The 12613-nt window shown below is 74.3% G+C and carries 12 protein-coding genes; 6 read left to right on the top strand and 6 right to left on the bottom strand.

Annotation, left to right across the window (positions count from 1 at the left end):
• Together ABD52_RS32970 and ABD52_RS32965 are read left to right on the top strand one after the other, a co-directional pair.
• The coding region (locus ABD52_RS32970) for a TetR/AcrR family transcriptional regulator (protein ID WP_047894310.1) at nt 1-625 on the top strand (625 nt) is incomplete at its 5' end.
• Between the two features lie 65 nt (nt 626-690).
• Nucleotides 691-918: a DUF3107 domain-containing protein gene (locus tag ABD52_RS32965; RefSeq protein WP_013288692.1), complete on the top strand. Its 228-nt coding sequence runs from the start codon at nt 691-693 to the stop codon at nt 916-918.
• A gap of 46 nt (nt 919-964) precedes the next feature.
• Here ABD52_RS32965 and ABD52_RS32960 read toward each other — a convergent pair whose 3' ends face one another.
• The gene (locus tag ABD52_RS32960) at nt 965-1636 is read right to left on the bottom strand and encodes a ferritin-like fold-containing protein (protein WP_047894309.1); all 672 of its coding nucleotides are present in this window, start codon (nt 1634-1636) and stop codon (nt 965-967) included.
• A gap of 282 nt (nt 1637-1918) precedes the next feature.
• Here ABD52_RS32960 and ABD52_RS32955 point away from each other — a divergent pair, with 282 nt between their 5' ends.
• Both ABD52_RS32955 and ABD52_RS32950 read left to right on the top strand, forming a co-directional pair.
• Nucleotides 1919-3586 carry a DEAD/DEAH box helicase gene (locus ABD52_RS32955; protein WP_047894308.1) on the top strand — a complete coding sequence of 556 codons (1668 nt, stop codon included), beginning with the start codon at nt 1919-1921 and terminating at the stop codon, nt 3584-3586.
• A 185-nt stretch (nt 3587-3771) separates the two neighbouring features.
• On the top strand, nt 3772-4920 hold the full coding sequence (locus tag ABD52_RS32950) for an SAM-dependent methyltransferase (protein ID WP_047894307.1): 1149 nt from the start codon (nt 3772-3774) through the stop codon (nt 4918-4920).
• A 12-nt stretch (nt 4921-4932) separates the two neighbouring features.
• Here the strand turns inward: ABD52_RS32950 and ABD52_RS32945 are convergent, their stop codons facing one another.
• Complete coding sequence (locus ABD52_RS32945; protein WP_047894306.1) at nt 4933-5364, bottom strand: hypothetical protein; 432 nt, start codon at nt 5362-5364, stop codon at nt 4933-4935.
• A gap of 191 nt (nt 5365-5555) precedes the next feature.
• Here ABD52_RS32945 and ABD52_RS32940 point away from each other — a divergent pair, with 191 nt between their 5' ends.
• Nucleotides 5556-5975, top strand: coding sequence for a helix-turn-helix transcriptional regulator (locus ABD52_RS32940; RefSeq protein ID WP_047894305.1), 420 nt, complete (start codon nt 5556-5558; stop codon nt 5973-5975).
• Between the two features lie 22 nt (nt 5976-5997).
• Here the strand turns inward: ABD52_RS32940 and ABD52_RS32935 are convergent, their stop codons facing one another.
• The 4 genes from ABD52_RS32935 to ABD52_RS32920 form a co-directional block, all read right to left on the bottom strand.
• On the bottom strand, nt 5998-7134 hold the full coding sequence (locus ABD52_RS32935; protein ID WP_047894304.1) for a hypothetical protein: 1137 nt from the start codon (nt 7132-7134) through the stop codon (nt 5998-6000).
• Nucleotides 7127-7357 carry a heavy-metal-associated domain-containing protein gene (locus tag ABD52_RS32930; RefSeq protein ID WP_013288699.1) on the bottom strand — a complete coding sequence of 77 codons (231 nt, stop codon included), beginning with the start codon at nt 7355-7357 and terminating at the stop codon, nt 7127-7129. Before ABD52_RS32930 ends, ABD52_RS32935 begins: the two co-directional genes overlap by 8 nt.
• Before the next feature lie 165 nt (nt 7358-7522).
• The gene (locus ABD52_RS32925; protein ID WP_200905276.1) at nt 7523-9640 is read right to left on the bottom strand and encodes a RecQ family ATP-dependent DNA helicase; all 2118 of its coding nucleotides are present in this window, start codon (nt 9638-9640) and stop codon (nt 7523-7525) included.
• On the bottom strand, nt 9637-11493 hold the full coding sequence (locus tag ABD52_RS32920) for a BTAD domain-containing putative transcriptional regulator (RefSeq protein ID WP_047894302.1): 1857 nt from the start codon (nt 11491-11493) through the stop codon (nt 9637-9639). The genes ABD52_RS32925 and ABD52_RS32920 overlap by 4 nt, the downstream gene beginning before the upstream one ends.
• Nucleotides 11494-11634: 141 nt before the next feature.
• Here ABD52_RS32920 and ABD52_RS32915 point away from each other — a divergent pair, with 141 nt between their 5' ends.
• Nucleotides 11635-12459, top strand: coding sequence for a hypothetical protein (locus ABD52_RS32915; protein ID WP_013288702.1), 825 nt, complete (start codon nt 11635-11637; stop codon nt 12457-12459).
• Nucleotides 12460-12613: the final 154 nt, after the last annotated feature.

Raw genomic sequence — 12613 nt, 5'->3', positions numbered from 1 at the left:
GAACGGTGCACAGACCGCCGGTCGGCCCACCCGCCTGCCCCGCTCGGCGCGCCGTAAGCAGCTGCTCGCCGCCGCCCAGGAGGTGTTCGTCGCGCAGGGCTACCACGCCGCCGCGATGGACGACATCGCCGAGCGGGCCGGTGTCTCCAAGCCGGTGCTCTACCAACACTTCCCCGGGAAGATGGAGCTGTACCTCGCGCTGCTGGACACGCACTGTGACGCGATAGTGGCCAACGTGCAGGACGCGATGAGCGGCACCAACGACAACAAGGAGCGCGTCGGCGCCGCGGTGCGCGCGTACTTCGACTTCGTCGACCACGAGAGCGAGGCGTTCCGGCTGGTCTTCGAGTCGGACCTGCGCAACGACCCGGCGGTGCGGCAGCGGGTGGAGCGGGTCGAGCAGGGCTGCATCGCGGCCATCACCGACACGATCATCTCGGACACCGGGGTCAGCCGCTCGCACGCCGAACTGCTCGCCTCGGGCCTGGTCGGCGCCGCCGAGACGGCCGCCCAGTTCTGGCTCGCCGGCGGCCGTCAGGTGCCCAAGGCGGAGGCCGAGGCGCTGGTGGCGGCCCTGTCCTGGCGCGGCATCGCCAGCTTCCCGCTGCAAGGTGAGTCAGCCTGAACATCGGGCCGCCGGATCGGATAGCCTTCCCACGGTGGCTTTTTCGCCCCAGTTGAGGAGGCACAGTGGAGGTCAAGATCGGCGTGCAGTACGCGCCGCGGGAGCTGGTCCTGGAGAGCGCGCAGTCGCCGGCCGAGATCGAGCAGATCGTGACCGACGCCTTCGCCAAGAGCGAGGGCACCCTCTCCCTGACCGACGAGAAGGGCCGGCGCGTGATCGTGCCGGTCGGCAAGGTCGCCTACGTCGAGATCGCCGAGGCGTCGCCCCGCGCGGTCGGATTCACCGTTCGCTGATTCCCGCGGCACCGGCCGCCGTGGCGGGCCTCCCCGCCACGGCGGCTCAGTTGTTCAACCCGACAGACGTCATCCGCGCGGTGTGCGCCTCGGTCAGCCGGCGCAGCAGCCCCGGCACGTCCCCGCCGGTCCGCCCGATCAACGCGACGAGCGCGCCCCGGTCGGCGGCGGCCACCCGGCCCGCCTGGGAGAGCGCCTCACCGAGCAGCCGCCGCGCCCACATCGACAGCCGCCCGGCCGCCCGGGGATCGGCCTCGATCGCGGCCCGGATCTCGGCCGCGGCGAACTCGGCGTACCGGGAGTCGTGCAGCACGTCGAGCAGCAGCGTCCGGTCCGGCCCGTCCAGGCCGTCGGCGATCCCGCGCAGGAAGTCGTCGGTGATCGCGTCGCCCACGTACGCCTTCGTCACCGCCTCCGCCCAGTCCCGCGGCTCGGTCGAGTCGTGGTACGCCCGCAGCGCCTCGACGTAGGGCGCCATCGCCTCCTCCGGCGTGACGCCCCACGCGGCGAGCCGGTCGGTGAGCCACCTGTAGTGCGCGATCTCGGCGGCGGCCATCTCGCTGAGCGCGGCCCGGCGGCGCAGGTCGGGCGCGAGGCGCGCGTCGGCGGCGAGGCGGTCGAACGCGAGCAGTTCGCCGTAGGCGACGAGCCCGAGCAGGTCGGTGGCGGCGGGATCGGCGGCGGCAGGGTCGGTCGCGGCGGGGTCGGGGGCGGACACGAGCGCAGGCTACCGACGTTGCGCCTGTGACTCAAGTCACAGCGAACCGCCCCGCGTGCACGGCCACCACCTGGGAATCGGGACGACTCAGGGACCGTTCAGGTACGATGAGACAGTTGCCGTGGGCACCGAATCGGTCACTTGCTGATCAACGCCGGTCCCCGACGCGCGTGCGGCCCGGTCCGGCTCGGCGAAATCGCCCCTGACCGCGTGGCCCGCGCCACACCGATCGCGCCCTGAGGACCTGAGGGGCGCACCACGAGAGGGCACCCCCAAATCCATATGAGCGAGCAGATTTCCGGCCAGCCACTGGCCCCCACCGCTCCGGTCCCCCCGGAGGCACCCACGTTCGCCGCGCTCGGCGCGCGGCAGGAAACCGTCGAGGCGCTGGCCGCCGCCGGCATCACCCGCGCCTTCGCCATCCAGGAGTACGCGCTGCCGATCGCGCTGCGCGGCGTCGACCTGATCGGGCAGGCGCCGACCGGCACCGGCAAGACGCTCGGCTTCGGCATCCCGCTGCTGGAGCGGGTGTTCGCCCCGTCCGAGGGCAGCGACGGCGTCCCGCAGGCGCTCGTCGTCGTACCCACCCGTGAGCTGGGCATCCAGGTCGCCAAGGACCTCGACGCCGCGGGCCGTACCCGGGGCGTCCGGGTGCTGCCGATCTACGGCGGCGTGGCCTACGAGCCGCAGATCGAGGCGCTGCGCAAGGGCGTCGAGATCCTGGTCGGCACCCCGGGCCGCCTGCTGGACCTGCAGAAGCAGAAGCACCTGCGGCTCGACCGGGTCCGCGCGCTCGTCCTCGACGAGGCCGACCGCATGCTCGATCTGGGCTTCCTGGACGACGTCGAGAAGATCCTGGCGATGCTGCCGGAGGACCGGCAGACCATGCTGTTCTCGGCCACCATGCCGGACCCGATCGTCGCGCTGTCCCGGCGCTTCCTGCGCCGCCCGGTGACCATCCACGCCGGGCACACCGCCGAGACCGGTCCGTCGCCGCAGACCACGCAGCTCGCGTACCGCACGCACTCGCTGAACAAGGTCGAGATCGTGGCGCGCATCCTCCAGGCCGAGGGCCGTGGGCTGACCATGATCTTCACCCGTACCAAGCGGGCCGCCGACCGGGTCGCCGAGGATCTCGACTTCCGCGGCTTCGCCGTCGCCGCCGTGCACGGTGACCTCGGTCAGGGCGCGCGCGAGCGGGCGCTGCGGGCGTTCCGGGCCGGCAAGATCGACACGCTGGTCGCGACCGACGTGGCGGCGCGGGGCATCGACGTCACGGGCGTCACGCACGTGATCAACTACGACTGCCCGGAGGACCAGGACACCTACACCCACCGCATCGGCCGTACCGGCCGGGCCGGGGCCACGGGTTCCGCGGTGACGTTCGTCGACTGGGACGACATGCCCCGCTGGCGGATCATCGACAAGACGCTCGGGCTGGACATGCCCGAGCCGCCGGAGACGTACCACACCTCCGCGCACCTCTACACGGACCTGGCCATCCCGACGGACGTCAGCGGCACGCTGCCGACCGCCGAGCGCACCCGCGCCGGCCTGTCCGCCGAGGTCGAGGAGGACCTGGGCGGCGTCGGCCGGTCGCGCCGGGGCGCACGGCGCGGCGACAGCCGGGGCCGCGAGCGCGGCGACCGCGACCGCGACCGCGGTCGTGGCCGGGGCGGCGAGGGCGGTTCGTCCGCCGGTTCGCCCGCCGCACAGGCCGACGCCGGGGACGACGAGACCCCGCGTACGCCGCGTCGTCGGCGTCGCCGCCGGGCCGGCGAGACGGTGGCCGGTGAGCCGACCGCGGTGATCGGCACCGAGGGCGCGGCCGAGACCGCCGCCGCACCGCAGCAGGCCGCGGAGGGTGAGGCGGCGAGCAAGCCGCGTCGCCGTCGCCGTCGCCGCAGCGGCAGCACCGGCGCGCCCGCCGAGGCCACCAACGCCGACTGACGAACACCAACGGATACGGCCTCCCGGACCCCGGTCCCGGAGGCCGTCCCCATCCCCGGGCCCTCTCGCTCACTCGCCGACTGCGACGATCATGAAGTTGACGGCGCGACACGCCGTGCTCACGGCCGCCAACTTCATGATCGCCGGGGCGAGGGCGAGGGCGGGAAGCAGGAAGGTAGGTACTGATGCCGGAAGCGTTGGACTCGGCGCTGGCCGAGGTGCGGGCGCTGCTGCTCGCGCCGGGGCTGACCCGCGCGGTCGCCGCCGGGCGCCGTCGTGGGCAGCGTCCCTCGGTGGTACGCGCGGAGCTGCGCCCGGTCACGCTGAAGGCGGGTCCGCGGTTGCAGATCGCCGTCTCCGACGGATCACGTCCGCACACCCGCAACGTGGCACCGGGTACGGAGGCCGGCGCGGCTGTCGACGAACTGCTCGCCGAGCCGTTCGGCAACTGGCACGTCGAGACCGCCGACGCCACGCTCCAACTCCGGGTCACCAAGTCCGGCGAGGCGCAGGTGCACCGCGCGGCGGCCAGCCGTCCGGCCGCCGAGCCGGGCGGGCACGACCGGGCGAAGGAGTGGCTGCTCGACCCCGGTGATCCCCTGTTCCGGGAGATCGGCGGCTCGGCGGCCAAGCGCCGCCAGGTCGACGCGTTCCTGCGCGCGCTCGCGGCCACGCTGCCCGACGACCTCACCGGTCCGCTGCGGGTGGTGGACCTGGGCTGCGGCAACGCGTACCTGACCTTCGCCGCCTACCGCTACCTGGTCCAGCGCGGCCTGGACGTGACGCTCGTCGGGGTGGACGTGCGCGAGGACCAGCGCCGCCGCAACACCGAGCTGGCCGAGCGGCTGGGCTGGGCCGACCGGGTGGGCTTCGTGGCCGGCACCATCGCCGACGCGGCCGTCGACCCGGCGCCCGACCTGGTGCTGGCGCTGCACGCGTGCGACACCGCGACCGACGAGGCGCTGGCCCGGGCGGTGCGCTGGGGCGCCCGCTGGGTGCTGGCCGCGCCCTGCTGCCACCACGACCTGGCCGCCCAGCTCCGGAGCGGTCAGGCGCCCGCGCCGTACGAGCTGCTGACCCGGCAGGGCATCCTGCGGGAACGGTTCGCCGACGTGCTCACCGACTCGCTGCGGGCCGCGCTGCTGCGGCTGCACGGGTACCGCGCCGAAGTGGTGGAGTTCGTCGACTCCCAGCACACGCCGCGCAACCTGCTGATCCGGGCACGGCGGACGGCAGGCGCGCCGACAGACGGGCAGCGCGCCGAGTATCGCGAGCTGGTCGGCCAGTGGGGTGTCACGCCCCGGCTGGAGACGCTGCTGGCCGAGGCGCGCTGAGCCGCGGCGGTCCTAGCGCCCCCGGTCGCCCCGGTTGCGGTCGCCCCGGTCCAGCACCGACACCCGCTCCCCGGCGCCCCGGTGCGGTGCCCGCTCGCCGTCGTGCGACGCGCTCGGGAACGGCACCACCTTCCCGGGCTGCTCGGCGTTCCCGGCGGCGGCGAAGGCGTTCCACGAGATGTCCACGAGCATCCGCTTCAGCTCGGCGTGCCGCACGGCGGCGTTGCGCTGCAGCGCCATCCGCGCTCCCAGCACCACCGAGGCCAGCGTCGTGCAGATCGCGCCGGTCGCGGCGATCAGGTGTACGCCGGTCGCCTCGCCTCCGCGTACCGCCAGCACCAGCAGCCAGATCCAGAAGCCGAGCGCGAACACGGCGGCCTTGGCCACGAAGAAGAGGCTCACCGCGCCGGGGCGATGCGGTACGGGGCGGTCCGGCTCGGCCATGCTGTTCCTCCATCGACTCCCAGGGTTCCCTCAGCTTATTACCCGAAGCGCATTACCCGAAGCACACTTCCGCAGTTGCGGGTCTCGCCGACGGGACCTCCGGACCGATCAGTCAGTTACTTCTCCGGTCCGGCGTACTAGGCTCGGTGCGCGAGCCGGGCCACCGGAGGAAGGGGACAGATCCACCAGGGATGGGTTCCACCGACGTTTCGCCACAGATGGCCTTCGCGCGCTTCGTACGCCGGGCCATCGACGCCGCGCGTGAGGAGCGCGGCTGGACGGTGACCGACCTCGCGACCCACACCGGCGTCGGCCGTTCCACTGTGTTCCGCTGGCTGGCCGGCGACTGGCAGGACTACCCCGAACTCGCGAAGGTCCGCGGCTTCTGCGCCGCCCTCGACCTGCCCGTGGCTGCGGCGTTCCGCGCGCTGGGCCTGCCCGACGCCGGGCCGTTGCCCCGCCGCCGGGGCGCCGAGGACGGCCCGGTGGAGGCCGACGTGCGCGTCATCCTGGATCGGCTCGCCGACCCGAACGTGCCCGCCGAGGAGAAGCACCACATCCGCGATCTGCTCCGCTACCTGGCCCGCCGCCCGGTCCGCCGGGCCGGCTGAGCGCCGGGCGGGCGACGAGGGCTCAGGCCACGGTCAGCGTGAACTCGGCGGTCCGCACCACGCCGCCGACCTGGAAGTCCAGGAACATCCGGTAGCTACCCGGCCCGGGCGCGGTCAGCCAGAACGTCACGTCGTCGCCGTCGCGCACCGGCTCCGGGTGGACGTGCAGGTAGCCGAGATCGCCCTCGCGCAACGCCACCAGGTGCCCGTACGCCCCGAGGTACGGCTCCAGCGCCGCCGCCGCGCCGTCCGCGCCGGTGACCCGGAACCGCAGCGGCACCGACTTCCCCACCTCCGGAGTGCCGGCGTACGCGACGGTGAACCCGTCGACGGCGGCCGACGTGGCGGCGGCGGGCAGCGGCCGTGGCCGGTACGCGCCGGACGCGGTCAGGTCGGCGCCGAGCACCACGGCGACCTGGCGACCGTCGTCGGCCACCGCGGTGAAGTCCGCGTACATCCGCCAGGGGCCCGCCTCCGGTGCCGTGATCGGCACCGACCAGGTGCCGTCGGCGGCCATCGTCGGGTGCAGGTGCCGGTAACCGCCCAGGTCACGCCGGACCATGATCACGTGCATCGGCTTGTCGTGCACGACGGCGAACCGGGTGACCGCCCGGCGCTGGTCGTCGCGGATCTGGAAGCGCAGCTCACCGGCGCGGCCCGCGACCAGCTCGGTCGACGGCACCAGCGTGTAGCCGGCCGAGGTGATCGACAGTCCGGTCGCGCCGTCGCCGCCGCCCTGGGTGACTGTTGCGCCGTCGTGCGTGTGCGCGCCGGTCCCGGGTGAGTGGGCGTGCGCGCCGCCGTCGGCGCCGCCCGTGGCGACCCCGCCGGCCGTCGCGCCGGCGGGCCGGGCCGGGTCGGCCGGCGCGTTCATCCGCCCGAGGCCGAAGCCGAGCAGGACGGCGAGCACCAGGCCGCCCACCACCAGGGCCAGCCGCAACGTCTCCCGGTCAACAGCGACGGGCCCGGCCGAACCGTCCCCGGCCAGCGCCGCGTCCCCGGGCAGAGCCGCGTCCGCAGACCGTCCCGCGCCCTCGGACGGAACAGCGTCACCGGGCCGCGCGGCGTGGCCGGGCTGCGCCGCGGGAACGCCGGAACCGGCCTCGGAGTCGTCGGGGACGACGCCGGTGCCGGACGTGACGGACGACGACTCAGGCACCGCCGCCGACCAGCTCGTACCCCGCCTCGTCCACAGCGGCACGCACGGACTCGACGGGCAGCGGCGCCGCGCTGGTGACAGTCGCGGTGCCGCTGGTCAGATCGATCCGGACCTCGTCGACGCCGGGCAGCGCGGACAGCTCCTCGGTCACCGCCTTGACGCAGTGTCCGCAGGTCATCCCGGTCACGGTGTACGTCTGGACGACGGGTCGCTGCTCGGTCATGACCCCACGGTACCGCCGCCCGGGTCCGGGCCCGACGACGGTCCGCCGACGGTGGTGACGCTCGCATTCCGCCCGGCCCGGGAACTTTCCGCGCAGCCCGGGAACTGCCGCGCCGACCGGCGGCACGCGACGCCGGGACTCCCGTCAGGCAGGCCGAGGGACGGGTCAGCCGGCCACCGCGAGCGCCAGCGGCAGCACGTCCGGCGCACCGGCCCGGCGCAGCAGCCGCGCCACAGTGCCCATCGTCCAGCCCGAGTCGACCAGGTCGTCCACCAGCAGCACCGGGCCGTCCAGCCCCGCCAGCGCACCGGCCAGCTCGTCCGGCAGGCGGAAGGCGTCGTGCAGCGCGCGTACCCGCTGGGCGCTGTTGCCGCGCGGCCCGCCGCCGCCAGGCCCGGCCGGGACGACCTGGCCGAGCAGCGGCAGCCGGCCCACAGCGGCGATCCGCTCGGCCAGCGAGCCGACCAGCAGCGGTCGCGTCCGGGAGCCGACCGCGACCACGCCCGCCGGCCGCCGGGGCCACGGGTCGTCGCCGTGCGCCCACGCCTTCAGCACCTCGACCACAGCGGCCACCACGTCGTCGGGCACCGGGCCGTCCGGCGCCTCCGGCCCGACCAGCCCGCGCAGCCGCCCACCCCACCCCAGGTCGGACAGGCGGCCCACGGCCCGGCCGGGCAGCGCCTGCTCCGCCGGGGGGATGCGGCCCTTCAGGGGTACGCCGACCGACTCCAACCCGGTCGGCCAGAGCTTCTTCGGCGGGATCGGCACGCCGGGCCGCCCGAGGAACGTCTGCGCGGCGGTCAGCGCCTGGTCGGAGACAGCGGCGTCGAACAACGGGCCGGCGCAGTTGTCGCACCGCCCGCAGTCCTGCGCCCCCGTGTCGTCCAGCCCTTCCCGCAGGTAGCGCATCCGGCAGCCGGACGTCGAGGCGTACTCCCGCATGGCCCGCTGCTCGGCGGCGCGCGCGTCGGCGACGCGCCGCAACCGGGCCTCGTCGTAGACCCAGGGTTCGCCGGTGGCGAGCCAGCCGCCACGCACCCGGCGGACCGCGCCGTCCACGTCGAGCACCTTGAGCATCAGCTCCAGCCGGGCCCGGCGCAGGTCGACCACCGGTTCGAGGGCCTGGGTGGAGATCGGCCGTTCGGTGTCCAGCGCGGCGAGCACGGCGCGCACCTGCTCCTCGGGCGGGAAGGCGAGCGAGGCGAAGTACCGCCAGATCGCCGCGTCCTCCACGCCGGGCAGCAGCAGCACCTCGGCGTGCTCGACGGCTCGGCCGGCGCGGCCGACCTGCTGGTAGTAGGCGATCGGAGAGGGCGGCGCGCCCAGGTGCACGACGAAGCCCAGGTCGGGCTTGTCGAAGCCCATGCCGAGCGCGCTGGTGGCGACCAGCGCCTTGATCTTGTTGTCCAGCAGGCCCTGCTCGGCGGCCCGCCGGTCGGCGTCCTCGGCCTGCCCGGTGTAGGAGGCGACCGACCAGCCCCGGCCGCGCAGGAAGTCGGCCGTCTCGGTGGCCGCCGCGACGGTGAGCGTGTAGACGATCCCCGAGCCGGGGAGCCGGTCCAGGTGGTCGGCCAGCCAGGCCAGGCGGTGGGCCGGGCTCGGCAGATCGAGTACGCCGAGGCGCAGCGACTCGCGGTCCAGGGTGCCCCGCAGCACCAGGGCGTCACCGAGCTGCTCGGCCACGTCCTGGGTGACCCGGGCGTTGGCGGTGGCGGTGGTGGCGAGCACCGGCGTGCGCTCGGGCAGGTTGGCCAGGAACGTGCGCAGCCGCCGGTAGTCGGGCCGGAAGTCGTGCCCCCAGTCGGAGACGCAGTGCGCCTCGTCCACCACGAGCAGCCCGGTGGTGGCTGCGAGCTTCGGCAGCACGCCGTCGCGGAAGTCCGGGTTGTTCAGGCGTTCCGGGCTGATCAGCAGTACGTCGACGGCGCCGGCGTGGATCTCGGCGGTGATCTCGTCCCACTCGTCCAGGTTCGCCGAGTTGATGGTGCGCGCCCGGATGCCGGCGCGGGCGGCGGACTCGACCTGGTTGCGCATCAGCGCCAGCAGCGGCGAGACGATCACGGTCGGCCCGTGCTGATTCCCCTCACGCAGCAGCGCGGTCGCCACGAAGTAGACGGCCGACTTGCCCCAGCCGGTGCGCTGCACGCAGAGCACCCGCCGCCGGTCGACCACGAGCGCCTCGATGGCCCGCCACTGGTCCTCGCGCAGCCGGGCGTGGTCACCCGCCAGCCGCCGCAGCACCGCCTCGGCACGCTCCCGGACGGCCATCCGATCCTGGCTCATCCGGCATTTCTACCAGGGGCCACCGACGTCACCGGCGGACCGGGCGGCGACGTGGGCGGCGGTACGGGTGTCGGTGCGGGCGGCAGGAAGATCAGCAGCTCGCGCAACGAGTCCGTCGCCGCCGCCGGCAGCAGGCACCGCGAGGCCAGCTCCTCCATCGACGTGTACGGGCCGCGCATCCGCCGGTCGACCACCACATGCTGCGCCTGCGACCGGGTCAGTCCCGGCAGCCCGCTGATCACGTGGTCCGGCACCGAGTTGACGTCCACCAGTCCGCCGTCGTCGTACGCCCGGGGCAGGTCGGGGCGGCCGATGCGCAGGTCCTCCCGCGCCGACGGGTACTGGTAGAGCAGGTAGCGGGCGTACTCCCGGCGCAGCCGGTTGCGGTCGGCGTACGGCCGGCCACGCCAGAGCCCGCGCAGCCAGGCGAGCAGTCGGCCGTTGAGCAGCACCACGTGCGGGACGCCCGAGATCCAGGTGGTCAGCCAGATCAGGATCATGGCGCCCTCGGGTCCGCTGACCTCCTCCGTCTCGCTGCCGCCGACGACCACCACGAATGTCACGGCGACGGTCAGGTAGCAGACCGCGGCGAGGATGCTGCCCCAGCCCCGCCGCCAGATCCCGTAGAGCAGCACCACCAGCCAGGTGAGCATGCCGAACGAGAGCAGGGCGATGAACGCGCCGCCCACAGTCGCGACGACGCTCAACCACCCGGGCACTCCGGCCGGACGCCGGGACGGCGGCACGGCACCGAACAGCGGCGCGACCGGTGGCGCGACCCAGGCCGGCAGGCCCGTCGGCGACTCACCCGGGCCGGCCGGTGGCGGCGGGAACGGGCTGCCCGGCTGCGCCGAGACGGTGAACTGCACCGGAACGGTGAGTTGAGCCGAGACCGTGGGCTGGGGCGGAGCTGTGGGCTGGGCCGGAGCGGCGGGCTGGGGCGGCGCCGTGAGCGGAAGCGGGCTCTCGGCCGGGCTCATGGGCAGCGGCCGGGCCGGTGCCTCGGCGGGGGCCGGAGACGGCTCCGGGCCGCCGACCGCCCACCTGTCGCCGGGTCCGGCCGGCCGACGCGGCGCCTGCGCGAGGAGATCCGGGTCGGCGCGCAGAATGCGCCGGTGCAGATCCTGGAGCGGCTCCCCCGGCTCGATGCCGTACTCGTCCCGGAGCAGCCCGGCGTAGTCACGGTAGGCGGCCAGCGCCTCGGCCTGCCGTCCGCTGCGGTGCAGCGCCAGCATGAGCTGGTGACGCAGCCGTTCCCGGACCGGGAACTCGGCGACCAGCTCGACCAGCCGGCCGACCAGCTCGCCGTGCCGGCCGTCGGCCAGCTCCAGTTCGGCACGCGTCTCCAGCGCGACCGCCCGCATCTCCACGAGGCGGTGCCGGGCCGTCTCGAAGTACGCGCCGCCGAACCCGGTGAACGGCTCCCCCTGCCACAGCTCCAGCGCGGCGCTCACCTCGGTCAGCGCCTCCGCCGTACGCCCGGCCGCCTGTGCCGCCCGCGCACGCCGCACGCCGCGCTCGAAGCGCGCCACGTCCACCGCCTCGGGCGGCACGCGCAGCAGGTAGCCCGCATCGGTGAGGGTGAGCACCCGGGCCGGCGTACGCGGCGACCGGTCGGGTTCCAGCATCCGGCGCAGACCGGCCACGTGCTTCTGCACCACGTTGAGGCCGTTCACCGGCGCCTCGTCCGGCCAGACCGCCTCGACGATCTGCCCGGTCGGCACGGGACGGCCCGCGGCGAGCAGCAGCACGGCCAGCACGGCCCGCTGCTTGGCCGGGCCGAGATCGAGTGGTCGGCCGGCGTACCAGGCCCGCTGCGGGCCGAGGAGTTCGAAGCGCAGCGCCTCTGACATGCGAGTTTCCGCCCCCGTACCGACTGCCCCCGCCCACCGTGGCCGACGGCAGTCGGACGGCAGCATAACGGCAGCGGGAACGCCGTGACGGCTGGCGATACTTCCCCGGCAACAATCACCTGGGAAAGCGAGTCGAACACCATGACGCAGCGAATCGGTTCCGCCGCGAGCCTCCGGCGGATCGCGGCTCTCGCGACGGCCGTGCTGGCCACCACCGTCCTGTCCGCGGGGTGCGGAACCGGCGACGCCTCCGAGGGCACCGGAGCGGCGCCCAGCCCGTCGGCCGACCCGAAGGCCGCGCTGCTGGCCGCCGTGCCGGACGAGAAGGACCCGGCCTTCCGGTTCTCCACCATCGAGGGCGCGGAGAAGTTCGACGGGGTGGTCGACCCGGCGGCGCAGGGCCTCGAGTTGTCCATGTCGGAGAAGATCAAGGACCCGGAGTTCACCATGGCGATGACCTTCCGGGTGATCGAGGAGGACATCTGGGTCCGGGTCAAGCTCACCGGCATCCCCGGTCTGCACGACATCATGAAGCTGCCGAAGCGCTGGATGCTCCTGGACCGCACCAAGCTCGACGACGCCTCCGACGTGCCGGTCTACCAGAACGCCGACCCGGCCAACACGGCCGCGGTGATCCGGACCGCGGAGACGGTCGAGGACCGGGGCAACGGCACGTACGGCGGGTTCGCCGACCTGACCGCGAACGCCGACATCCGCGAGAACTTCAGCACCGTGGACGTGGACGCGCTCGGTGACGCGGCGAAGAAGGTGCCGTTCACGGCTGTGGTCGGGCCGGACGGGAACCTCACGTCGCTGACCCTGGACGTGCCGGCCGCGGGCAAGAAGAAGGCGATGAAGCTGGTCGCCAAGTACTACGACTTCGGCAAGGCGCCGAAGCTCAGCGCACCGACCGGCGCGCAGGTGCAGAAGGCGCCGGCGTCGGCGTACGAGATGCTCAACGGCTGACCACGACGGACGTGCGAGGGGCGGTGGCCACACGGGGGGCCGCCGCCCCTTCCGCGTGTCAGCGGCCGAGCACGTCGCCCCGGTCGATCATGAAGTTAGCGCGGCCGGACACGGCGTGTCGTGCCGTCAACTTCATGATCGACCGGGGCGGGGG

The organism is Micromonospora sp. RV43, assembly GCF_001029515.1.
Classification (GTDB): domain Bacteria; phylum Actinomycetota; class Actinomycetes; order Mycobacteriales; family Micromonosporaceae; genus Micromonospora; species Micromonospora aurantiaca.
Note: the sequence above shows the minus strand (reverse complement) of the source record. Positions and strands in the feature narration are given on the sequence as shown.

Bases quoted from the DNA above. Each gene is read 5' to 3' on its own strand.
- ABD52_RS32955 (WP_047894308.1), top strand. From the start codon at position 1,919: ATGAGCGAGCAGATTTCCGGCCAGCCACTGGCCCCCACCGCTCCGGTC.
- ABD52_RS32950 (WP_047894307.1), top strand. From the start codon at position 3,772: ATGCCGGAAGCGTTGGACTCGGCGCTGGCCGAGGTGCGGGCGCTGCTG.
- ABD52_RS32945 (WP_047894306.1), bottom strand. From the start codon at position 5,364: ATGGCCGAGCCGGACCGCCCCGTACCGCATCGCCCCGGCGCGGTGAGC.
- ABD52_RS32940 (WP_047894305.1), top strand. From the start codon at position 5,556: ATGGGTTCCACCGACGTTTCGCCACAGATGGCCTTCGCGCGCTTCGTA.
- ABD52_RS32930 (WP_013288699.1), bottom strand. From the start codon at position 7,357: ATGACCGAGCAGCGACCCGTCGTCCAGACGTACACCGTGACCGGGATG.
- ABD52_RS32925 (WP_200905276.1), bottom strand. From the start codon at position 9,640: ATGAGCCAGGATCGGATGGCCGTCCGGGAGCGTGCCGAGGCGGTGCTG.
- ABD52_RS32920 (WP_047894302.1), bottom strand. From the start codon at position 11,493: ATGTCAGAGGCGCTGCGCTTCGAACTCCTCGGCCCGCAGCGGGCCTGG.
- ABD52_RS32915 (WP_013288702.1), top strand. From the start codon at position 11,635: ATGACGCAGCGAATCGGTTCCGCCGCGAGCCTCCGGCGGATCGCGGCT.